This window comes from Pedosphaera parvula Ellin514 (assembly GCF_000172555.1).
Lineage (GTDB): Bacteria > Verrucomicrobiota > Verrucomicrobiia > Limisphaerales > Pedosphaeraceae > Pedosphaera.
On sequence record NZ_ABOX02000006.1, the window covers coordinates 197,655 to 220,517 of the forward strand.

18 protein-coding genes and 8 tRNA genes are annotated in these 22,863 nt (G+C 52.3%); 10 read left to right on the forward strand and 16 right to left on the reverse strand.

What is annotated here, in order from left to right; translation table 11 throughout:
- Positions 1-27: 27 nt before the first annotated feature.
- From CFLAV_RS34775 to CFLAV_RS34780, 3 genes are all read right to left on the reverse strand, one after another.
- Entirely contained in the window at positions 28-717 is a 690-nt protein-coding gene (locus CFLAV_RS34775) for a hypothetical protein (RefSeq protein ID WP_150107307.1), read from the reverse strand.
- Positions 718-1,027: 310 nt separating this feature from the next.
- A tRNA-His gene (locus CFLAV_RS06990) sits at positions 1,028-1,103 on the reverse strand.
- Between the two features lie 261 nt (positions 1,104-1,364).
- Positions 1,365-1,442 (reverse strand) — tRNA-Glu (locus tag CFLAV_RS34780).
- 97 nt (positions 1,443-1,539) lie between these two features.
- On the opposite strand from CFLAV_RS34780, the gene CFLAV_RS07000 reads away from it, so the two are divergent.
- Entirely contained in the window at positions 1,540-2,082 is a 543-nt protein-coding gene (locus CFLAV_RS07000; protein ID WP_007413961.1) for a hypothetical protein, read from the forward strand.
- A gap of 14 nt (positions 2,083-2,096) precedes the next feature.
- Here CFLAV_RS07000 and CFLAV_RS07005 read toward each other — a convergent pair whose 3' ends face one another.
- The 8 genes from CFLAV_RS07005 to CFLAV_RS07030 all read right to left on the reverse strand — a co-directional run bounded on the left by CFLAV_RS07005 (position 2,097) and on the right by CFLAV_RS07030 (position 5,811).
- The gene (locus CFLAV_RS07005) at positions 2,097-3,221 is read right to left on the reverse strand and encodes an RNA ligase RtcB family protein (protein ID WP_007413962.1); all 1,125 of its coding nucleotides are present in this window, start codon (positions 3,219-3,221) and stop codon (positions 2,097-2,099) included.
- Between the two features lie 431 nt (positions 3,222-3,652).
- Positions 3,653-3,739, reverse strand: a tRNA-Ser gene (locus CFLAV_RS34785).
- A 4-nt stretch (positions 3,740-3,743) separates the two neighbouring features.
- Positions 3,744-3,819: transfer RNA gene (locus CFLAV_RS07015), tRNA-Arg, on the reverse strand.
- Between the two features lie 9 nt (positions 3,820-3,828).
- Positions 3,829-3,902: transfer RNA gene (locus CFLAV_RS07020), tRNA-Asn, on the reverse strand.
- 6 nt (positions 3,903-3,908) lie between these two features.
- Positions 3,909-3,983 (reverse strand) — tRNA-Pro (locus CFLAV_RS34790).
- Positions 3,984-4,338: 355 nt separating this feature from the next.
- Positions 4,339-4,414: transfer RNA gene (locus CFLAV_RS34795), tRNA-Ala, on the reverse strand.
- A 118-nt stretch (positions 4,415-4,532) separates the two neighbouring features.
- A tRNA-Gly gene (locus tag CFLAV_RS34800) sits at positions 4,533-4,606 on the reverse strand.
- Between the two features lie 728 nt (positions 4,607-5,334).
- Entirely contained in the window at positions 5,335-5,811 is a 477-nt protein-coding gene (locus tag CFLAV_RS07030; protein ID WP_040547391.1) for a DUF2127 domain-containing protein, read from the reverse strand.
- A 166-nt stretch (positions 5,812-5,977) separates the two neighbouring features.
- Here CFLAV_RS07030 and CFLAV_RS07035 point away from each other — a divergent pair, with 166 nt between their 5' ends.
- Positions 5,978-6,379: a hypothetical protein gene (locus tag CFLAV_RS07035; protein ID WP_007413964.1), complete on the forward strand. Its 402-nt coding sequence runs from the start codon at positions 5,978-5,980 to the stop codon at positions 6,377-6,379.
- A 47-nt stretch (positions 6,380-6,426) separates the two neighbouring features.
- Positions 6,427-7,179: an exodeoxyribonuclease III gene (locus CFLAV_RS07040; protein ID WP_007413965.1), complete on the forward strand. Its 753-nt coding sequence runs from the start codon at positions 6,427-6,429 to the stop codon at positions 7,177-7,179.
- Here the strand turns inward: CFLAV_RS07040 and CFLAV_RS07045 are convergent.
- A complete protein-coding gene (locus tag CFLAV_RS07045; RefSeq protein WP_007413966.1) occupies positions 7,171-9,318 on the reverse strand; it encodes a DUF5722 domain-containing protein in 2,148 nt (715 codons plus the stop codon). The two genes, CFLAV_RS07040 and CFLAV_RS07045, sit on opposite strands and share 9 nt — an antisense overlap.
- Positions 9,319-9,509: 191 nt before the next feature.
- On the opposite strand from CFLAV_RS07045, the gene CFLAV_RS07050 reads away from it, so the two are divergent.
- A complete protein-coding gene (locus CFLAV_RS07050) occupies positions 9,510-9,764 on the forward strand; it encodes a hypothetical protein (protein ID WP_007413967.1) in 255 nt (84 codons plus the stop codon).
- A 67-nt stretch (positions 9,765-9,831) separates the two neighbouring features.
- Here the strand turns inward: CFLAV_RS07050 and CFLAV_RS07055 are convergent, their stop codons facing one another.
- On the reverse strand, positions 9,832-11,520 hold the full coding sequence (locus tag CFLAV_RS07055) for an ABC transporter permease (protein WP_160164514.1): 1,689 nt from the start codon (positions 11,518-11,520) through the stop codon (positions 9,832-9,834).
- Positions 11,521-11,698: 178 nt separating this feature from the next.
- Here CFLAV_RS07055 and CFLAV_RS07060 point away from each other — a divergent pair, with 178 nt between their 5' ends.
- From CFLAV_RS07060 to CFLAV_RS07080, 5 genes are all read left to right on the forward strand, one after another.
- A complete protein-coding gene (locus CFLAV_RS07060) occupies positions 11,699-12,358 on the forward strand; it encodes an MOSC domain-containing protein (RefSeq protein ID WP_040547295.1) in 660 nt (219 codons plus the stop codon).
- 5 nt (positions 12,359-12,363) lie between these two features.
- Positions 12,364-15,081, forward strand: coding sequence for an MGH1-like glycoside hydrolase domain-containing protein (locus tag CFLAV_RS07065; RefSeq protein ID WP_007413970.1), 2,718 nt, complete (start codon positions 12,364-12,366; stop codon positions 15,079-15,081).
- A 178-nt stretch (positions 15,082-15,259) separates the two neighbouring features.
- The gene (locus CFLAV_RS07070; RefSeq protein WP_007413971.1) at positions 15,260-15,847 is read left to right on the forward strand and encodes an HdeD family acid-resistance protein; all 588 of its coding nucleotides are present in this window, start codon (positions 15,260-15,262) and stop codon (positions 15,845-15,847) included.
- 161 nt (positions 15,848-16,008) lie between these two features.
- Positions 16,009-16,401, forward strand: coding sequence for a hypothetical protein (locus CFLAV_RS07075; RefSeq protein WP_007413972.1), 393 nt, complete (start codon positions 16,009-16,011; stop codon positions 16,399-16,401).
- Entirely contained in the window at positions 16,391-17,038 is a 648-nt protein-coding gene (locus CFLAV_RS07080; RefSeq protein WP_007413973.1) for a class I SAM-dependent methyltransferase, read from the forward strand. Before CFLAV_RS07075 ends, CFLAV_RS07080 begins: the two co-directional genes overlap by 11 nt.
- Here CFLAV_RS07080 and CFLAV_RS07085 read toward each other — a convergent pair.
- A complete protein-coding gene (locus tag CFLAV_RS07085) occupies positions 17,035-19,719 on the reverse strand; it encodes a bifunctional YncE family protein/alkaline phosphatase family protein (RefSeq protein ID WP_007413974.1) in 2,685 nt (894 codons plus the stop codon). The genes CFLAV_RS07080 and CFLAV_RS07085 overlap by 4 nt on opposite strands.
- Before the next feature lie 323 nt (positions 19,720-20,042).
- Here CFLAV_RS07085 and CFLAV_RS34805 point away from each other — a divergent pair, with 323 nt between their 5' ends.
- Positions 20,043-20,312 carry a hypothetical protein gene (locus CFLAV_RS34805; RefSeq protein WP_150107309.1) on the forward strand — a complete coding sequence of 90 codons (270 nt, stop codon included), beginning with the start codon at positions 20,043-20,045 and terminating at the stop codon, positions 20,310-20,312.
- Between the two features lie 464 nt (positions 20,313-20,776).
- Here CFLAV_RS34805 and CFLAV_RS07095 read toward each other — a convergent pair whose 3' ends face one another.
- Together CFLAV_RS07095 and CFLAV_RS36845 are read right to left on the reverse strand one after the other, a co-directional pair.
- Positions 20,777-21,817, reverse strand: coding sequence for a formylglycine-generating enzyme family protein (locus CFLAV_RS07095; RefSeq protein ID WP_007413976.1), 1,041 nt, complete (start codon positions 21,815-21,817; stop codon positions 20,777-20,779).
- A 229-nt stretch (positions 21,818-22,046) separates the two neighbouring features.
- Positions 22,047-22,178, reverse strand: coding sequence for a hypothetical protein (locus CFLAV_RS36845; protein WP_007413977.1), 132 nt, complete (start codon positions 22,176-22,178; stop codon positions 22,047-22,049).
- Positions 22,179-22,863: the final 685 nt, after the last annotated feature.

A 22,863-nucleotide genomic window follows, 5' to 3' on the forward strand; every position in this document is an offset into this window, starting at 1 on the left:
ATCACAGCTCGAGAATTAAGCTCCATGTTAGTGGCCCAGATCCATAAAATTGATGCCAATGCCGATGAGGATCCCGAGTCCGTAAAGCAGCTTCAAAGTATCGTTGTCGGAGACCTTGAATACGAAGTAGGTGCAATAGATTGGAATGCAGAGTGCGAGGAAGCCCGTTCCCACACTTTCCTTGAAGGCGAACACAAGGGCGATAATTTGCACCGTCACCAAGTAAAGAAACGCCACTGCCGCAAAACCTAACATCATGGGGGGATTATTCCTTCCCAGGAGATATAAAATTCCCAACAACAGTACTACCCCACCCAGATAGGGATACGCAGTCTTATACCAAGGTACATCGTAATTCGGTGCAGTCGGCTTTCCCAAAGCTGCCGGTCGTCCTGCCACTGTACGCTGACCGGTCGCGAGATTGTAACCGCAGTTGGTGCAAAGCACGGCTCCTTTTCCCATCCCGGCACCGCACGAGGGACACCCGGACGCAGCCGGACTTGGCGCGGATGCTGGCGCGGATGCCTGGCGTCGCAAAGGCGCGGGCCCGGAAGCCACTGCCGATGTGGGAATCGGGATTGGGGCTGGGGCTGCCGCAGCTCCCGGGACGACAAGACTGCCCTTGCAAGCAGGACAATCAATTTGCATCCCCCCATAACCGGTATCGGCTGAAATATGCTGCTGGCAATGTGGGCACGAGAATTTAATGTCTGGCATAGTCTTCTGATTAGACGTGCTGCTTGGGGTTAATTTTCGTGACAATGACAAAAGCTCCAAGCCCAGTCAAATCCCACTTTGTTCCGAACGTGACAATTTGGCCTTTTCATACGCATGCTTATTTGTTCGGGATGACACGCTGAACACAAAGAGTTCAGACGGGCAAGGGTTGCCACAGGAAATGGGATTCCATACGGGAATCGAACCCGTCCCGGGCTTGGGCCCGAGCGCTCTCTCATGGCGAGCGTCCTCCCCTCCGTTGGTGGATAACCTGTAAACTTCGGCCCATCTGTTAAATAGCTACTTGAAATGGTCAGGGCGACGGGAGTTGCACCCGCACAGTCCGCGTCACAGGCGGAGATGCTTACTGTTACATCACGACCCTGGAAAATCCACGAGAACCGGCTGGCGCACGATGGCGACGAACCGGTTCTCCCTTGGCGTCAATTTGCTTTTGGCAAACGAAAACGAAATTGGTGCTCTCACATGGACTTGCACCATGAACCCTCTCCTTCGCACGGAGAGATGCAGAACTCTTACACCTTGAGAGCCTGGGAAATTGCGAATGACGAATTTCGAGTTTCGAATGTCAGAAATCTTGCCTTCTCACATTCGCCACTCGAAATTCGCTATTCGAAATTCAAAAGTGGTGTTCCTGGCCGGACTCGCACCGGCTAAACATCTCCTTGAAAGGGAAACCGCTCGGCTACTTGGCGCTCAGGAACAAAAATGATGGCGGACGTGATCGGATTCACATTAAATGCTATTTGGTGACGTGCAGCCTTGATTTGCGAATGCAGGTATTGCAGCCTGCTCTGGTAAATGAAAAATGTCGCTGAACAACCGCCACCAAAAGGTGCCTGGTTTCGCCGAAGTGACACCGGATTTGAGCTGGGATTTTCCAGAGTTCAAATGGCAATGTGTTTCTTCCTGACACCCGCAATTATCTTAAGCGGATTCTTCGTTTGGGTAGCCATCAAGATGTTGTTGCAGAAAAATAACTCAGCAATAGCACTTGGTATTCTCTTTGGTGTTATTGCCTGGTGTTATCCCTGGCTTGCCGTCGCCTACCAAAGAACCACTGTCACCGTAAAGAATGACCGAGGTAAAGTGTTCACAGGTCTGTGGCCAATCGGGTTTTCTCAGCAATTTGACTGGGATAAAGTTGCTTCCATCAGTTTACGTCGCACTTCTTTTGGTAATCGTTTGGGATTGTGCGTCGCCATCAAGGAATCCCGAGGCGAGCGTTACGTCCTATTCGCGTTTCGAGCAAACCTGGATAAACAGAAATTTATCGTCAGGCAATTACAGAAACTGCGAACGGAATATGTTGCCGGTCGGTCAGATGCTCAAAAGCAGTCTTGAAGCTGAACAAGTAATCATCTGGAGGACCGCGTTTTATAGGTGATCAGTGGGCGCAGACTGGCAATGACGCGGATTAAACCCTCATCGACCAATGTCTTAATCACCACTTCAATTTTCTTGTAAGCGTCCGGCGCTTCCTCGTAGAGCAAATCGCGATTCTCACAGATGACGCGACTGCCCAACTCTGTTTGTGAAAGTTCATCGGGCCGATACCGATCACGAATGCGTGATTTGCTTTCACTACGAGTCCACTTTCGTCCCGCTCCGTGAGCCAGCGACCAGGCTGCAGCAGGCAGGTCTCCAGTCGGCAACACCAAATAGCTGACAGTTCCGCGCGAACCGGGTATGATCATCGGGCCGGTTTCCGCTGGCGCAGCACCTTTGCGATGCAGCCACACGGTTTCTCCCGCGAGTTCGTGACGCGTGATACTATTATGCGAACCATCCACTACATTCTCGCACGCTGCGTTCAGTACCGATGCAAATCGATGTGCAATCAGGCTGCGATTCGCCTTGGCCCAACGCACGGCTTCATCATGCTTTTGTAAATAATCCTTCGCATCCGTTGATTCCACGGCGACTCCCGCGTCGCGATGCTGATCGACATAAGCGCGCAGTATCGATTCGCCCAAACCGCGCGAGCCGCTATGAACGAGCAACATCAGTTTCTCCTTCGAGAGGTTGAGTTTCGCAAATTCAGTTTCATCCTCCACCTTCTCGACCGCTTGCAATTCAGCAAAGTGATTGCCTCCGCCGATGGTGCCCAGAGAATGATCCGAATGGGTGGTGGGCAATTCCGCCCGTTGCAACCATTCACCTACATCTCCCTCCCACGGATTCTCCAAATCTGACAGTCTTCCTGCCCAGCGATCCAGCTTCGCCTTTCTTCGCAACAGGTCGGTTTGCCAGAAACCCATGCCGCAGCCGATATCATTGCCAATCAGATAAGGATAAATCGTTCCGCTGCTGACGAAGGCGGCCCCGACTGGATGACCTTTGCCAGGGTGCAGGTCGGGAAACCCCACTGCCAACCGCATGCCGGGCAATTCTGCAGTTCGTTTCAACTGATCAACTGCCGCGCCCTCAATCCAATCCTTCCCGGAGGCAATGAGGCGTATATTTGGTTTCTCGCTATTCATTCAGTTCAAATCGATTGTTTCTATTATATAATATGGCCCCCGAAGTTGGAATCGCGCCAACGTCTCAGCTTCTTCAGAGCCGCGCTAATCTCTCTCAGCTATTCGGGGAAGTTGGTCCTTTCGCGTGGTAACGCTCCACGTTCTCTCGCTTATCAGGCGAGTGCTCTGCTTTTGAGCTACAAAAGGTGCTTGCGCACGGCCACCGCCAAGGAATGTTTTCCGACCTACCTCGGCGGTGGTTGCGGGGGAGTTGCATTTCAAGCCGTGTTCTTGAAAGGCAAAAGCCGGACGGGTTTGAAGACAAGTCCCTTGGCTCGCTTGGCCGGTGTAAATTTACGAACCGGCTTATAGGCTCTCCTGAACAAAAGTTGGCTCTGATATCGGATTACAGGTCTCACAGGATTTCCTTTCGTTAATGGTTAAGACAAAAGTGGCGGTTGGGGCAGGACTTGCACCCGCATAGGTTTTACCCTCACTCGATTTTCAAGACCGGGACAATTCTATTCTGTCACCCAACCGAGATGGTGCTTCCGGCGGGACTCTCACCTGCATCGATGGACTTAGAAGATCCACGCTCTGGTAATTGAGCTACGGAAGCATGACTAAATGGCTGCCGGACCTGGACTCGCACCAGGACAGGATGCTTAACAGGCATCTGTGCTACTTTGACACCACCCGGCAGTAAATTGGTCAGCGCGGCAGGACTTGCACCTGCGGTCACTCCGTCCCAAGCGGAGCATGTTGCTCCCACACTACGCGCTGTTTGCCCCGGCTGATTTGGCAGGATACGGGGACTTTGGTTTTGTAGAGATGGAGTTGTTTTCGATTCCTTGGTATCGATCTCCATCGAAGATTCTGACGCCTCCGGAGGGACTTGCACCCTGGTGGCCGTGCGCAAGCACCTTTTCTATTCAGCTACGAAGGCAAAAAATGGTGGACAGTGTTGGTAATGCTCCAATTCGTCGCTTCCGACTTTATTTTATGACACCCGATTTACAGTCAGGTAACCGGATCACTGTCCTTTTGAAATTGGTAGCGGGGATGGGAATCGCACCCATCTAAATGAGTTTATGAGGCTCATCTCTGTACTTTAGTCGAGTTCCCCGCAGTAAATAAATGGTGGAGGCTGACGGGTAACGCTCCCGTTTAAACCTGCTTGCAAAGCAGGTGCATCACTTTTCTGCCACGCCCCCCAAATGCGATTTACAAATCGCTCGAGTAAAATTGGCAAGCCGCCTCCGTGCTGCCCGGAGCAAGGTGAATTTTGGAGATTCTCCTGCACGGCTGGTGCGCGGCTTGGAATTATAATAATGGAGCGGCTGCCGGGAATCGTACCCGGACGTTCTCCCTGGCGAGAAGACATTCTGCTGTTAAATCACAGCCGCGAAAATGAAACGCTTTGGAAGGAGCATATCAATGAGAGAGCGGTTCGATCCAAAGCGTGGAAATTAAAAGGCCCGAGGTGGCTGCCTCGGGCCCATGTATACTACAACAAAGAACAAACACCGTTACAGGTCGTTATCGCTGTAGCCACAGGTATTTCGCGGTGGACGTTTCGGTGTTTGGGGCACACCTCCTCCGAAGCCCTTAGAATGTAAATCTAGAGAAAATCTGTTTGGCGCCGTCGCCACTTTATGCTGACTGTGAATCTGCGCCATATAGACGCACTTACTAAGTTTCACCCGTTATTAAACTGCCGTTATGTTACTAGTTGCTAAAACAAAAAACCCTGCTTACTCGTCGTAAGCAGGGTTTAAAAAGTGTCTTTCGATAGTTCTTTTACCTGCTTACCTTTGTCCCATATTGATTGCTCCAGAGTCCTTCCGAAGCGCTCAGGTCGGCAAACTCACAACCAGAGGGGGGAATCTTTACGATGAATCAGCGTATTTGCTGACATCATCGCCCAGACTGGCGCGGTTAATATGTTGTTGCAGGTAGTCATTGAATGTTTAACTCCGCGAAGAACTTACTAATAAGTGTTACTCCGAGTCAAATAGTTTTTAAAAATATTTCTGCTTTTATTCTGATGACGCAATTTGATCCAGGAGTTAAGCAAGTTATGTGTGGTGCTCACTCTTGAATCGGTGGCTTCACTCGCAAAGCATTAAACGAATCATTGAGCCCGAATTTCAGAGGCAGCACGCTTGCGTGATTGGATCAGCACACGTGTCATATAAAACACAATTCCCAGATTGACGATGACAATGACAACTTTGGACCAGTGGACACGCCGGACCAGTTCGTAAAATTCCACAGGCAGATAAACTGCGCCGCTGATCACAGCGACCCATTCAGCCCAGCGTCGTTGGCGCCAGAGCCCATAAGCTTCAATGAATCGTCCGGTGGAATAAGCCAGCGCTCCTGCAGCCAAAAGCAGCAGGTTTGAATCGTGGACTTGGCCTGCAGCTTCGAGGAAAATGTGCGGCAAGTGTCTGGCTGGATTTAAATGCAGTCGTCGCACCAAATGTTCCGCGGCTATTTCCACATTTCGGTGCACCAAGCCGAGCAGTCCAAATCCCACCAACACTACCAGCAGGCCTTTCGCACCCTCAAATATTGCCACTGTTCGCACGCCTTTGGTTGACCGCATAAAAGTAAATTCCACATTAAAGATGGTGATGGCAAGTTCGACCACCAAAATTTCGGCACGCTTGCATGAAGAAGCAGGGTGCGTTCCGGGTCAGAATGGCCAAATAAGACACGCTTTTTAGCGCTCTTTCGAAATTGAGAAACTGCGTTATTTTAAACGCAAGGTTATGCGTTATCTGGTTAAAGCACGAGTGAAGTCCGGGCACGAGCGGGCGCTGTTGCAAGCCATCAAGGATGGCTCACTGGGCCGCGGTTCAGTTGCTGGAGATGAGTATCAATACGACATGGAGCAGGCGCGAGTGGATCACGACGGAACGGCCCAGTGGGTTGAGACTTGTTTTTGTGCGACACCTTTGGAAGAGGAGCGGCCTTATTGGGAAAAGTATTTCGATTTGATCAGTATCAAGGATGCTCATTCACGCAGGAACTGCCGCCATGAAAACGGAACAGAACCATGGGCTTGTTGTGATTGCGATTGCACGAAGAAGCTCGAAAGCAAATTGAAACAATGGGGTGAGTCGTTTCTTGCCACCTTGCAGGAGCAAAAGGAAAAAAGTGGAGAGAAATAATTTTAGTTTCTCGCCTGGCGAAAGCATATCCTGTAACTTCTCTCACTGTGAAACTGATTTCATGGAATGTGAATGGCCTGCGGGCGGTATTGAAGAAAAACTTTCTCGATTTTCTCGCGAAGGAAGATCCGGATATTCTTTGCCTGCAAGAAACCAAGTGCACACCAGATGATGTAGAGCAGCTCTGGCCTGCGACTTTCACCACATACTGGAACACAGCGCAGAAGAAGGGCTATTCGGGAACGGCCATTTTTACGAAGGCCAAACCGATCTCGGTTTCCCTGGGAATCAATTGTCCGGAACACGATATGGAAGGGCGGGTTTTGACCTCCGAATATCCCGAGTTCTTCCTGGTGAACGTTTACGTGCCAAATTCCAAGCGTGAACTTACCCGCCTGGCTTATCGGCAGCAATGGGACTGTGATTTTCTCAGCTATTTAAAAAAACTGGAAAAGAAGAAGCCGGTCATCTTCTGCGGTGATCTCAACGTCGCGCACACTGAAATCGACCTGGCCAATCCGAAGGCGAACGTGAAAAACCATGGATTCACTCCCGAGGAGCGGGCGGGATTCAGCACGGTCATCAAGGCCGGGTTCATTGACACCTTCCGCGAATTCGAGAAAGGTGGCGGTCATTATAGTTGGTGGAGCCCGATGGGTGGTGCACGGTCGCGGAACGTTGGCTGGCGCATTGATTATTTTCTCATCTCGTCGGCATTGCGACCACGGTTAAAGAGGGCATTCATCCAACCTAACATTCCGGGGTCGGATCATTGTCCGGTTGGTATTGAGTTATCTTGATTTGTTGACGGATCGAACACCGTTGGTTCCTAATGACTGATAGGTAAACCAAATGGGTTTGCGTCCCAGCGGGTCATTCTTGTCATCATCGAATTTACGCAATCCGATATGCAGGCCGCCTTCATGGCGGTTATCGACCCAGTTATGATAATCAAAAGCTTCGATGCTTTTAAGCGCTTCCACTTTTTTCCAGGTGTACGCCATGGCGGCGGCCTGATCGGCGAGAGATTTTGCCGAATAATCACGCGAGTTGAAACCTTGCTCAGTCAATTGAATTGATCGCGGGTGCTTGCCGAGATAAAACGTCTGCCGCTGTTGGACCCAGTGGTCGAGCACTTCAAGGTTGCGCGGCGTGATTTTGGGCGAGTCGAAGCCATCGGTCGTGTCCTTGTCTTCCCAGGTGCGCGGGTTGAAAAGGTCGGAGGGATAGGGATGAAACGCAATGCCCCAGTTGAAATCCCCTTCGGCATGGGAGAATTGCAGCAGATCTTCAAGGAGCTCCTTTCCGGCGTAATAATGTTTTCCGGGGGCTGAAGCCCAGAATTGCGCCAATGAGATGAAGACCTTGGCGTGAGGGTCGTATTGATGTGCAATCAAATCCGCAGTGCGCATGGATTTGTAATAAAGTTCCATGTATTGCAACGCGGTCTTTTCGCCCGCATTCGTCCAATCCCACGCGGCGTTGATTTCGTTGTGCATGATCCAGTGATGAATCCGGCCGTGATTGCCGGTTGGATCGCTGTAACGATGGGCCAGGAAATTCAAAGCCGCGGCATAGGCCTGCAAGCCTTCCTCACTCGAGACATTCGGCATGGCGTAAATGCCAGCGGGATCAGCATCCGGATGGGCAGCCAACTTACCCCAGCCGCTCGGAGATGAATTAAGAAGTATGATTGCGGAAACGACGATGTGACGTTTGGCGGCCTCCAAAAGCGTGCGGTCCAAATGCTCAAGATAATGAGTGTCCGCATACCAGGTGCGGCCACTGAAATCGAAGGCGAGGCATTCTGCTCCATTGGAAGTTCGCATGAAACCATTCAGACTGATGTTGACCGTGGCAGAGGAGATATTGAGATCATCCAGGTCACTGATGGGGCGATTCCACCAAAGTCCGCCGATTCCCTTTTTGTTGCGGGGCTTTTCCTCTTTTGGATGCCATTGAGATGTTACCTCGTCAGCGCAACGGGCGGGGGAACGCAACTCAAAGTTCCCGCCCACCTTTTGCACCACCGCCCAACGTGAGAGCAGTCGATCCCACGTTCGGCCCTCGTGTTGATAAAACCGGTCGAGGCTCAACGAAAATTGTCGTTTTCCATTTAGCGGAATCGGTTGGCTGAAGGAAAAATCCTTCAATTCAGAGACCTGCGCTGAGAGCGGGATTTCCACTAGGAACAGGTCTTTGGCATGTCTCTCCAGCGTGCCTTCAAGGATGGTCTGTCGTTCGGTAATCTTTACACGGTTGATTTGGCAGGGGAAGGTGCGGGTGAGATAATTGCGAAGACGATTCTCCACTTGCTGCTGCTGTTCACGGTGCAATTGCTGCTGCTTTTTTGCCGCCAGTTCAGCTTCATTGGGCATTCGCAATTGGAGCGATCGGATTTGAATCACACGTCCGGGCTGGTTGCCGAAGTCGAGCCGCAAGGAAGTAACATCCTGAGTAGCTTCCTGCAAAATGTCCTGCAAATCCAGGGAACGAGAAGTCCATGTTTGGGTTGCCTGCAAACCTGTCGCTTGAAGACTGTGCTTTTCATCGCAGGGAGGCACCAAAAAAAGTTGCAGGCCATCGATGGCCGCGGGAGTGATGTACTCGAAGGATAAGATCAGTTCATTTTTCGACGTGAGCGGTTGCGGAAGCGGAGCGGTGTGCACGAACGGGTCAGAGTCGGTTGTGGTGATTTCGTAACCATCCGGGGCGGTTTGTTTGAGCGCCACATCATTCGCGCCGTTTGTCGAAATTTGCAGCGGAATTGTTTCCGCCCCAGACAACAGTGCCAGACAAACAACGAAAAAGAAAATGATCAGAACCTTTATACAGCCCATCAATTCCAAGCCACGACCATTCACGCGAAAGAGTTCCTTCAGTGTGCCGTTTTCATTTTGCGTGTGGCAATCAATATTGCTGGTGTAATGGTCCATCATTCAGTGACCACATTCGACGCGACAGCCTTAAAATTATTCGGAAGCTGCTGGTGCAGGCGTCAAAAGCGGCAGGACGGTATAGGTTAAATGCCCCGTCCTTGCCCAGGGAAATAGTTCAGCTCCCACTTGCACACGACGCCAACGTAGTGCAACACTTTAATAGGACGTTTGAAAATAAGGAGATTAATATCATGGCTACTGAAACGGAAACTCAATCTCGCCAGCATTTGTATCGCGAAGGCAAGGTTGCGAAAACGATTGAACAGCAAACTGCGAAGCTGCCATCAGATTTGTTTCTATGGGCTGCGGGAGGTTCCATTATTGCCTCGCTGGTTCTCAAATCACAAAAGAGAGATACAGATGCCTTGTTCATAGGGCAATGGGCGCCAACTTTCCTATTGCTTGGAATTTATAACAAGCTGGTAAAACTTCATGGTTCAGACTGAACGCGAAGCGCACCTTGGGCGCTCGTGAAGGAGGCGTGAGCCGTTTCCGAGCGCTCCTGCCAATGAATCAAGCCGCAGGGGGAAGACGCTGGCGGACGTCCCATTTTTTAAAACGAGGGTCATTTGGTTCAGGAACTGGTTCCTGGGCAATTGATCTCATTTCGCGCACAAGAAATTCGTGCTGAGCGGAGGGGCTTAGCTGAATGGCCGCGATGGAAATAAAGATTATCACCGTTCCAAAACAAACCACGACAAGTTCCGTAACGGAGCCCGTGGGGAATTGATAGCCAAGGCTGGTAAAAGCGCGACTCATGCTTCGGCCGTTCACGATCAACGCCACCCAGCCCCACAAATTGGTTCGTAATCGAAAAAAAGCGAACGTGGGCCTTCCGCTGTTCAGTGCGATCCACATGGCTGTCGGCACGGATCGTTGCGAACCGTGAAGGCACCAGGCGATGAACAAGCCCCAGATCAAAAGATAGGAGATGATGGCGTTGGAGGTCCATGAGCGGGTAAGAAAGCCGCCTATCATCATGAGGATGCAGAGGCCAAGGGTCGTGAATCTGACGGGTTTAAATTGCGCCTTGATGGCAGCAATCTGGCCATCCACGATCTGGCCTTCCCTCAATGGCGTGGTGAGCAGGAGCTCCAAGGCGCCATCGTGGCGATCGTTGCCCAGGCGGCGTGCCGCAGCGTAGACGCTGATCGTATTCACACTTAGAATCATCACGAAGGCAGTCAGATAAAAATTCATGGTGGAGGGCCAAAGATGCGGCCATGCCCACCAACCCAGAAGCCAGATGAGGCTCAGGCCAACCAGGAGACCCCAGGCGGCCATGACCGGGCGACGATCCCGTTGGGCGAGCCAGTGGAATGGGTTCGCATCCATAAGATCGGCACGCAGTTCCCGCCGCCAGGAAGCGGAACCGTTCACAAAACCCTCCCAAAGTCCGCGCCAGCCTCTGTCGCCGGACTTTTCCAATTCCTGTTTCCAATTGCGTTTGAGCAGCCAGGCGGCGAGGCCGAGAAAGAGCAGCGACCATCCCCAGGTTGCGATTGCCGCTTTCCAAAACATGGCTGGTGTGGCGTTCGCAAAGTTGGTGGCGACCAGGTAAGGAACGGAGGCAGGGCTGAGGCAGAGCCAGGTCGTGGAAAAGGGTGGAGAGCCGGCAAGAATTTTTCCGAGCCAAAATGGCAGGACTGGTGCCAGGGCAACGCAGGCCACCAGCAAAACGGCACCGAAGAGGGCCGAACCATCATCCGTGCACAAAACGGAGGCCAGCAAGCCAGCAGTCACGATAAAAATCAGGAGCGTTGGGAAGCAAGCGAGGGTGGCCAGGTATAAGTCGAGGGAGACGCCTCCGGTCAGGAACGGAATGGTGAGGAAAGGACATATGGCCAGCAGATCGCTGGAGGCGTTGAGGATGCCGCTCAGGAGTTTGCCAACAAAAAGTTCGCCGGAACTTATGCCACTGAGGTAAAGAAGTTCGAGAGTTTGGTTGCGACGTTCCTCCGAGAATAAAGCGACACTAATGGTGATCGGCGGGATGAGCGCAAGATAAAGCCCGGCGTAGAAAAGGAAGATGTGGAGATCTCTGCCGACGCTTTTGGGGCCATTGAACAAGCTCAGAATAAAAAAGAAGGAAACCAAAAGGGTTGCCCCAAGGGCAATCAACGAACGGGACTTCACAGCCTGGCGTTTGCGTAAGGCTATCCTTAACTCTCGCTCGATGATTGGTGGAAGCAGTATATGCACCTTGAACGTTGTGCAGAGTAACAGATTAAACCTGCCAAACAATTGGAAAGTATCTCTCCTGCGCCATCGATGGTGGCAACAGTTGAGAATCGATTTTAAGCCGGGTTGTGTTGAGACTGGCACTAATGCGCTGGTCACGCTAGGGTGGTACTTGAGATTCGAACAAGATTCAAAAGTCATGAAAGTACTTTCGATAAACGTTTCCCTCCCGCGAGAGGTCACAGGGCAGGGAAAAACATTTTCAACAGGAATCTTTAAAATACCGGTCGAGGGAAGAATCAAAGTTCATTCCCTGGGATTGGAGGGAGATGGGCAGGCCGACCTGGAAAACCATGGAGGCATCCACAAGGCAGTCTATAGTTATCCGTTTGAACATTACGAGTATTGGGCCGGGGAGCTTGGAAGAAACGATTTTTCCTTTGGGCAATTTGGCGAGAATCTCACCATCTCAGGCTGGCTCGAGGACGGTGTACATATAGGTGACATGTTCCGCATCGGAGAAGTCCTGCTCGAAATCAGCCAACCCCGGGTGCCCTGCTACAAGCTTGCCGTTAAGATGAACCTGCCTGAGTTTCCAAAACACTTCGCGGCCAGCGGAAGAATTGGATTCTATTTGCGCGTGCTGGCACCCGGCGAAATTGGCGCTGGAGATGCGATGGAGCGCGTAAAGATTGACTCGCGCGGGGTCACTGTTCGTGAAATGATGGACGTGATGTATTTCAAAAGACATAATGAGGAAATCATGCGCAAAGCAATTACGATTCCTGCATTGACGCCCAGTTGGCGTGATGAATTGAAACAGCGTCTGGGCATGGAGGCTGTGACCAACCAATCCTAGCAAGCATGGGAACAAGCAACGGAAAGCCGAAGGAGGGGCTGGTGCCAAAGGGAGCCGAAAGGATACGGCTGGACGAAGATGAGGCCCGGACCAAAAATTGGAAGCGCTGGGGACCTTACTTGTCCGAGCGCCAGTGGGGGACCGTGAGGGAGGATTATTCCGCGGATGGCAATTGCTGGGACTATTTTCCTCACGACCACGCCCGCAGCCGCGCTTATCGCTGGGGAGAAGATGGGATTTTGGGCATTACCGATCGCGAGTGCCGCATCTGCTTTGCCCTGGCAATGTGGAACGGACGAGATCCGATTCTGAAGGAACGCCTGTTCGGGCTTACCAATGCACAGGGTAATCATGGAGAGGATGTGAAAGAGGAATATTTTTATTTGGATTCCTCCCCGACGCATACCTACATGAAAGGGCTTTATAAGTATCCTCAGGCCGAATTTCCCTACGCCCAATTGCTGGAGGAGAACCGGCGTCGCACGCGGGATGAGCCGGAGTACGAGTTGGTCGATACAGGCGTGTTCCAGGAGAACCGATATTTTGATGTGTTGGTGGAATACGCTAAGAACACGCCCAATGACATGCTGATTCGTGTGACGGTCATTAATCGCGGACCAGATAAAGCAACCCTCCACCTTCTGCCGACATTATGGTTTCGGAATACGTGGGTATGGGGGTGCACGCACGAGGGATGCTCCCTGAAGCCGCGCATCGGCCTGGAGCGCGAAAATCTGCTCATGCTCAACCATGAGACACTGCGCGATTACTTTTTTGAGATCGGCCCACATCCAAAAGGCGGAACTCCACCCATTCTTTTTACCGACAACGAAACCAATCTGCAGAAGCTCTATGGTGTGGAAAACCTGGGGAGTTACGTAAAAGATGCCTTTCACGAATATGTGATCGAGGGGAGAAAAGAGGCCATCAATCCAAAACATTATGGCACCAAGGCCGCGCCGCATTACGTGCTGGAGCTCGGACCGGGAGAATCGCAAACGATCAAACTGCGCTTGTACGCCGAGGAAGAGACACCCTCGCCGGAAGCCAGGGAGAGCTTCGATGAAATTTTCACTACGCGGATTCGCGAGACGGAGGAGTTTTACAATTCCATCGTTCAACCGAAGCTCACCCCTTCCGAGCGCAATGTGGTGAGACAGGGTTATGCCGGGTTGCTGTGGACGAAACAGTTTTATCAGTACATTGTGGAAGATTGGCTCAATGGAGACCCGCACTTCCCGTCACCGCCCGAGAGTAGAAAGAATGGACGCAACTCAACATGGGCGCATGTGTATAGCCGCGATGTGCTTTCGATGCCGGACAACTGGGAGTATCCCTGGTTTGCGGCGTGGGACCTGGCGTTCCACATGGTTCCGTTTGCGAAACTGGATGGGCGGTTTGCCAAGGATCAGTTGGTCCTGCTCTTGCGTGAATGGTACATGCATCCGAACGGCCAGATTCCGGCCTACGAATTTGCCTTCTCAGATGTGAATCCACCGGTGCATGCCTGGGCGGCCTGGCGTGTCTACAAAATCACGGGCCGGAAGGGTCAGCGAGACAGGGATTTTCTGGAAAGCATGTTTCAAAAGCTCCTGTTGAATTTTACCTGGTGGGTAAATCGCAAGGACCCCGATGGAAAGAACCTGTTTGCCGGCGGCTTTCTGGGGCTCGACAACATTGGCGTTTTTGATCGCTCCCAACCACTTCCCGAAGGGGGCAGTTTGCGGCAGGCAGACGGGACGGCTTGGATGGCTTTTTATTGCCTGACCATGCTGGCGATTGCCCTGGAGCTGGCACGGGATGGTGAAAGGATTTATACGGCTTACGAAGACATGGCGTCGAAGTTCCTCGAGCATTTTGTCCAAATTGCGGATGCGATGAACTCGCTCGGCGGTTCTGGTTTGTGGGATGAGGAGGATGGGTTTTACTACGATCAGATCAAAATCAACGGTGAGATCATTCCACTGCGAAGCCGGTCCCTGGTGGGGGTTCTGCCGCTGATTGCGGTGGAAGTGTTGGAGGAAAAAGCCGTTAAAAGTTTGCCCGGATTTTACAAACGCTTTCAATGGTTCCAGAACTATCGCAAAGACCTTGGCCGCCAGATCTCGCATTGCGAAATCAACCTGACGAATTCGCATCATCATTATCTTTTGGCCATTCCTTCCCGGGAACGGTTGATACGAACGTTGCGTTATGTGCTGGATGAATCTGAATTTCTTTCTCCGCACGGTGTTCGTTCGGTTTCCAAATTTCATTGCGATCACCCATATGTTTTCGAAGCTGGCGGCCTGAGACACGTCGTGGATTATGTGCCGGGAGATTCGAATACCTGCCTGTTTGGGGGCAACTCCAATTGGCGCGGTCCGGTATGGTTTCCAATCAACTATCTACTGATTGAAGCGCTGGAAAGATACCACCATTTTTATGGCAACAATTTCAGAGTGGAATATCCGACCGGTTCCGGGGTGCTGCTCAATCTGAAGGAGATTGCGCAGGAATTGGCAGCCAGAATGGCAAAGATTTTCATACCCGACGAGCACGGGCACCGGGCCTGGTACGGTAACGATCTTCGATTTCAGGAAGATCCCCACTGGCGTGACCTGGTGCTCTTTCATGAATATTTTCATGGCGATACCGGCAAAGGCCTGGGGGCCAACCACCAAACCGGCTGGACGGCGCTGTCTGTGCGAATGGTCGAGGAACTCGCCCGTCGGAGAGGGTAATGATGCTGGCGATTATGGGCATCTTAAATAGGTGAGTGAAAGGGCTTTCCCTCGATTTAATCTCACGTTTTCAACCGTGGGCCTCGTGAGAGGCCTTAGTTGACAAAATTCCTTTTGAACATTAGGTCTGCCTTAGAGTGAAATGGCAGGATAACGTAGTTCAAAAAAGGAGTTTATTATGGCAATAACAACTGCAAGTACTTCCCTGTTTGCCGCGGATATGGAGGAGGCTCGCCACAAATGGGGTTGGCTTTTGGCTCTTGGAATTGGTCTTATCGTGCTGGGGATAATCGCTACTTATGCCGCCGTGGCGACGACCGTTGCAACCGTTTTGTTCTTTGGCGCCATATTGCTGGTGGAGGGCATTTTTGAAATCGTGGGCGGAATCCGGAATCATCGGTATGGAGGGTTCTGGTTGCATCTGGCAAGCGGCATCCTCGGTATCGTTTGCGGGATATTGATTCTGTTGGCGCCAGTGGCAAGTGCACTCGCTCTTACGGTGGTATTCGCTGCATTCTTTTTGGTTGGGGGATTTTACAAGATTTTTGCCTCTGCTTCCATCCGACTCCCGGGATGGGGATGGTCCCTGTTTAGCGGTGCTTTGGATGTGGTGCTTGGCCTGATGCTGTTAACGAGATGGCCCTTTTCCGGGCTGTGGTTTATTGGCCTGGCGGTCGGGATCACGCTCATATTTCAGGGGTGGGCCTGGGTGATGCTGGCGACATTGCTGCATCGGACAGAAACGCCGGTCGCAACGCCTGCGTAGCAGGAAGCAGCAAAATATTGGAAACTTTTTCAGTTCCGACAAGCCAGTTGATTGCTGAGGCTTGATTTGGAGACGAATTCTGCGCATGATTGAAATATGTCGATTATTTTTCTGAAAGGCATTCTTGGATTGGGTTTTGGACTTATCATCCTGGCCTTATTGTGAAGCGGTTCAATTACCTCCTTGATCCACTGTTCCTCATTTGCTGCGGGTTGTATGTTGTAAACCGCTGGGTGATAAAGCCGCATGTGCATGCCGCTTTTTTTCACAACTGGTTTAATGACGGGCTTCTGATTCCATGCGCCCTGCCACCGTTGCTTCTGCTCCATAAGTTGTGTGGCCTGCGCAATCACGACGCCTTTCCTACGACCGGGGAGATTGCCGCGCATCTGGTTGGCTGGTCGGTTCTCTTTGAATGGATCGGACCACGCATCATGCGCACCACTGGTGATCCGTGGGATGTTGTGGCCTATGCGGTGGGAGCGGTTCTGGCGTTCGTATGGTGGCGGTTTGACCGAATAACTCCGCTGCGGAAAACAGCAGATGAGCTTTGATCTCCTGGCGCCACATTACCGCTGGATGGAATTCATTTTGGCCGGGGGCAAGCTGCAACGTAGCCGGACGGCACATCTTAAATCCATTCGCGAGCCAAAACGGGCTTTGTTATTGGGTGAGGGAAATGGCCGGTTTTTAGTCGAGTTGCTGAGCATGCATTCCCAGGCGCGTGTAACCTGTTTGGATGCGAGCCAGCGCATGCTTGATTGTGCCCGCAGTCGGATTGTCAAACATGGGATGGATGGCGGCTCAGTCGAATTCATTCATGCCGATATCCTTGAATGGTTGCCGGGGAGCCAAAAGTTTGACCTTATCGTAACGAACTTCTTTCTCGACTGCTTTACTCCACAGCAGATTGAAATGGTAGTGGAAAAACTGGCTGGAGCTGCAACTCCTGAAGCTCAATGGTTGCTCGCTGATTTTCGGGAACCACCCGCTGGCATGCGTAAGTTGCGAGCCAAACTGATTCTGCAATCGATGTATCTCTTCTTCAGAGCCGTTACGCGATTGCCTGCGTCCCGACTGACACCTCCCGACTCCTACTTGCGAAGGCACAGGTTTGAGTTGGTTCAACGCTCGCAAGCCGATTGGGGACTACTGCACAGTGATTTGTGGAACAGATCCGGGTTGTGTTAATCGTTATCCTGGTCCTGGGTTACTGTTATGGCCCAGGCGGGGTAAGGAGCAACAAATCCTTTTTGAGCATGCCAGATGATTTTATTCAACACATCTTCGGGACAGCGGTCGGGTTGATCCAAGGGCAACCGAGCTGAAACGAGAGCGTCACGACGTTGACGGCGATCCTTGATGGCATGCGTGTCAGGATTCATCTGATCCAGCGGCACATTGTTGGGAACTGCGTCGAAGGGAGTGAGGTCAGGTTTTTCCTGGAAACAGTCGAACATCGGCGTCGCGCCGGCATCCATTTGATTCATTGGAGGCAGGCCAAGGATGAGCTCGATGGTGCGTAGCATGCCGGGCTGATTGTAATTCATGCCCACCACCGCATGGCGTTTGGTATAGGGACTGATAACGTAGGCAGTCGTGCGGTAACCGCTGACATGGTCGAATCCATTTTGAGGATCATCTTCGATGGCAAAAATGCAGGTTTCCTTCCAAAACTTACTGTGACTGATCGCTTCCACTATTTGTCCAAATGCAAGGTCATTGTCGGCAACATGGGCCGCTGGGGTGGGGAACCCATGTTTCGTGCCCGAGGTATGATCATTCGGCAGGCAGATGATGATGAAGTCGGGCATCTTGTCCCTTTTCTCAAATTCTTTCAGTTCCTTGATGAATTGCGCGGCGCGGAAGACATCCGGCACGGTGAGGTCCCAACCTATCGTGTTGGTCATGATATACGGCGCAAGCGATTGAATGGCTGGAGTACAGGAAATGCTGAACTGATTGGAGTGATTGATGAAATCCCGGTAGATATCGAGAAACTGCGGCTCCCTTTTGCCGGATGGCGCCTTCCATTTTACTTCGCCAAAAGTGAATTCGCCATAATCGCGCAAGGTTTTTCCATGGGCCAGGGCGTTGTCCCAGATGAACCCGCTAGGTGCGTAGGCGACAGCATCCACGTCATCCAGTTCCATGCCGTCGGGATAACTGCGGGGGAAACCGGCGAAGGATTTCTCCATGTAATCCGTGGCAAAGGCTGTGTCCGCCCACTGATGGCCATCCGCGCTTAAAATGCCTGAGCAGTAGGTGTTATCAAGCAGAGCAAACTCGCGAACCAGCTTGTGCTGGTTGGGTGTTTCCTTCTCGCCAAAAACACATAGCGCGGGATCGCCATTGCCTTCCTTGACGTCCCCAAAAATTTGATCGTAAGAGCGGTTTTCCTTGATGATATAGACCACATGTTTGAACACTGAAGGTTCACCAACCCGTTCCGGAACAGGCTGCGGCGCATGGCCGGGGCGCGCCGGCTGGCGGGATTCCTCAATTACGGCCCGACGATAATTGCGAAGCACCACCTGGGTGAGTTGGTTCAGTTCCTCGATCTTTCTGGGAATTTGAATCAGCGAAAGAGAACCGCGAAACTGGTGGCTGGTGTATCTTGGTTTCTCGCCATAGGCGAAGTCCTTGCCTGGAAGCGTGCCCTTGATGTTGGCAACGTAGAGGCTGGATCGGCGTGCGTCGTAAGCGATGGCGCCGGGAAACCAACCGGTGGGAATCAGGCCGGCGAGCTGGCAGCTTCCCGGTTTGAAAGAAACAACGGCAATTGCGTTTTGAGTGCCATTGCAGATAAACAAGAATTTTCCTTTGCGATCAAACGCCAAGGCGTTGGGACTGGCGCCGTAGAAATCGTTGGGATGCCAGCGCAATGAAAAGGTCTCCACCACGGAGTCCTTACGCGTATCGATGACACTAACATTGTCGCTCCCGGCATTTGCCACACAAAGATGGCGTTCGTTCGGGCTCGAGGCCATGCCTGACGAATGGAGGCCGACTAATATCTCCTTTACCGCTTTTCCGCTCTTCAGGTCGATCACAGTTAAGGAACCTTCGTTGGCAATGAAGCGAACTGGATCCACACGCACCTTTGTGCCTCTACCCGCAGGTCCAGTGAGGCTGTTTGCATCAGGACGACGCCCGCCCCAATTGCTGACGTAAGCCTTGTCGCCGACCAGCACCACTTCGTAAGGCAACGCACCGACATCGAAGAAGCGCAGAGGCTTGCCGGAGGCGACATCCATTTCCAGAAGACGGTTTGAGAGATTCAGGGCGACGTAAAGCTTTGTTCCATCCCTTGAGATGGCAAGACCGGCAGGGATGTCATTAGTTCGTCGGGGGGCATTTGCGGGAGGAAGTTCAATGGAGCGCCTGGCAGTGATTTTATGCTGTTTATCCACCCCGAACACTTTAATCGACCCATTCACGTCGGAGAGAAAGATTTGCGAGCCGTCTTTGGAAAAAATGAGTCCGGTATAACTGACCTGCGCCTCGGGATCGGGCTTCAGAATATGTGTCGAAACGGTTTCGCCCTTTTCAGATTCGGTCTCAGCGGGTAACGGGACCCGCTGTAGAACAGCTGCTGTGGTTGGATGGATGGCAACGAGTTCATGCGTTTTTCCGGCAGTGACAATGAGCTCACCATCGGGGCTGAGGGCAATCACCTGCGGACGCATTTCCGGCAGATCCACCTGAGTTCCGGCAGGAGTCAGCAGCTGACTGGTCGGGGTGAAGACCTCATCTTTCGAAATTCTTCCGACTTTGCGAAAATCATCCGGCGCTGCCACCTGGGCCAGAGCTGTGAGAGCCGAGCCAAGATAAATCAAGCCAGCGCGGATTAATCGTTTTCTGCTATTCATGCGACGGATGATTTGTAACCGAGTCGGGTGGACAACGGCAATACTCCCGTCGCGCTGCCTCCGCGGTTCTCATTCTCAGCAGAGACGGAGCTTCTTTTCACTTATTTATCAAAACCTAATTAAGACAGCGGTGTTCTTATGCATCAGATATGAGACGATATGTTCTAGTGCCGAGTGTGATACTCCTGTTGGCGTTTATCATCATCTCTTGCAAACGAAACAAACCGCAAAGTTCTTCAAAACCACCCGTGATAACGGCCAATCTTGCTTCGGATGTGAAAACCAAGACTGGTGTGGAGTTGCCAAAATCGTGCAGGTTTATTATGAGTACCAACTATGCCAGATTGGACACCGATGTTTGGTTGTTTGAAATCGAAAGTGGCAACCCAGCGCAGTTTCCCAAGCAATTGAATCTTCTGCCCGGAGGTGATGCTCCAAACAATGCAAAATTAATGGAGCGTATGGGTGGTATCTCGATTGGTATTCCGAAAGAATTGTATTTTGGCGTATGGGAAGTATCGAACGCCCAGTGTCACGCAACTCTGATCACGACGACTAATAGTGATTACTTGATGTTGGAACGACTTAACTAAGTCGTAAAGGGGGGCACCCATTAGTCCCTCAAGCGGGGCACCGACGGGAAGGCGGAAGTAACTTGGCTGGAAGCGTCCATTGGGCGCAAGAAAAGGAGTCTGCGTTTCGGCGGAAGTCAAGACCGGTTGTAAGCGTCACGCCGGTTTGTTTGTTACCTATCACTCCGGTTCATACCGTCCAAATTAGGTTCCTGAACTCATCGGGCAAACGCAGTTTTACTGCATATTTAAAGGGATATTGAACGGCCAACATCTAGTTCAAAGGACGGCCAACCTGTTTTTGAATGCGGCTCAGCGCACGTCAGATCCTGAGCAAAAGCACAGCTTTCACCATTCCGGATCGTCTAATTTGGACAGCAGTGACTTTACGTCGTGGATGGAGTGTCTGAGTCTAGGTAAATGAAGAAACAGAGTATTTGGAGCCGTGATGAAGCGCGCAAGAGTAGAGGGTGTTGTTGTTCCTGTTACTGACCCGGGGCCAGGACAACCCGGAAACCGAAGTCGAGGATAAAGAAGATCGGGGGGCTGCCGCCGGTGCGGTGCGCCGACCGGCAGTCCCCGGCGAGGCTGCCCCAGTCGCCGCCGCGGACCACGTGGGCCGTGCCCGAAACAGCCCCCTGAGGGTCAACGGCAATCCCCCCAGGATAGATGCCGTACCAGTCCTGGCACCACTCCCACACATTCCCATGCATGTCATACAACCCCCACGGGTTCGGTAACTTCTGCCCCACCGGATGCGTCATCATACCACTGTTGTCCTTATACCACGCGTAGTCCGTCAGGTTGGTGTAGCCCGGATCATCCCCGTAACTGAATCGCGTCGAGGTCCACGCCCGACACGCATACTCCCATTCCGCCTCTGTCGGCAGCCGATATACGCAGTTGGTTCCGATCCGGCCCGCCACCCGCTCCCGCTGCGTCAGTTGAGCACAGTAAGCCGTGGCGTCGGACCAAAACACCCTGTCCACCGGACGAGTCAGGTCATCGGAATACCCGTTGTTTGTGGTGAAGGTGCTCGGATTGTTGCCCGTCAGGGCCAGATAGTCCCCTTGCGTCACCAAATACTTCCCCATCCAATACCCCCGGCTGATCGTCACCGCCGTCTGCGGTCCCTCCCAGACCTGCCGATCCACTTCGTTGGTCGGGCTCCCCCACCGAAACGTCCCCGGCGGGATGAATACCATGTTCGTGGGAGGTGCAAACGCCACCGCCCGGTAAAACCGCTGGCCGGTCGCCGGGGCGGACTTGTCGACCCACAGATAGGGACTGGCGGGTAGTTGCAGATACTCCAGACAGCGCCACGCGCTCGCGTTGTTCGTCTGGGCCAGGTCCGTGACGTACTCGACCGAGTAAACCGTGCCCACCGCACCCGTGATGCTCAGCCCCCCATACAGTTGGAGGTTGAGTGCCGCAGGCGTCTGAGCCGAGCACCGCAGCCCCATCGCCAGAACGGTTAGGAACAGGATGGAGAGGATTCGGACATCTTTCGAGATTCGTGGCTTCATCGCAATTCCCACGCTTTAACAGTTTTTGTCAGTCAGGCCCAAGCCTCAATCCAGGCACGCAGGGCGTTGAATTATTGAAACTCGGGGTAGACGAATACACTTTTAATCTGACTGGCCCAATTGACAAGGGGAAAATGACAGTCGAGTTGGTCAACTGACTGCCGCTCACGCCGTGACCTGGCCCGGGCCCACAAGGGCGGCGGGTATTAGCATACGGCCACCAAGTTGATTACGGCTTGATGTAGGCGTTCAGTCCGACAATGACGGACTTGCCATTCACCTGGACTTCGGTCGGTTTGTTCCCGCTGGTGGTTGCGACCACCAGTGTCTTGCCACTGGCGCTTGGGATCGGGTTCTGCATGGGGATGGTGAGGACGAGGTTGCCTTTTTCGATTTTAGCGTGGTCAATGTTCAGAAAGATGCTCGCTTGGGCTCGCGCCTTCGGCAGAGTGTGGTGTTTGTGAGGGGATGATTACCTGAGGCGGCACGCGCTTTGCGCGTTTGCCCCAGGCTGATTTCTTTCGGTCTTACAGACCTCTCGATAGCGCCTCTTTGAGGCGGAGGAGGTTTGGATACAATAGGTGATGGCGAGCCTGAGTGAGAATTAGGACGGGTTGAGGAAGTGCTGGCGGGAGGCGGAGAACAAGGTGGTCTAATCCGGAACGATTCAGTTGGAGTGGTCGCGTTTGCTTGATCTTTTTGCACAAAAGCTTCGTTGTTCGTCGCTTACGTATCCAATTTGGATATGCTCGCGACTCACGCCTCGCTTTGTGCAAAAATCTGCTGCGCAACCGCTTCCCATCCAACTGAATCGTCCCGGCTTATACCTTCACGCGTATGGTATTATTTTGTTGACGTATGCCGCTCGTTAGCCATACATTTGATGCGCTATGTAGAGGAGCTATTATGAACATCAAACAGCGGCTGAAAATTGATTGCCTTCCAGTTCCTGGCCTGGCGGTTGGTCATTGGACGGGGCTGAACCGGGTTAAACCGATCAATAGTATGGAACGTGAAACTACCCAAATACGTGACGAAGTGCGATT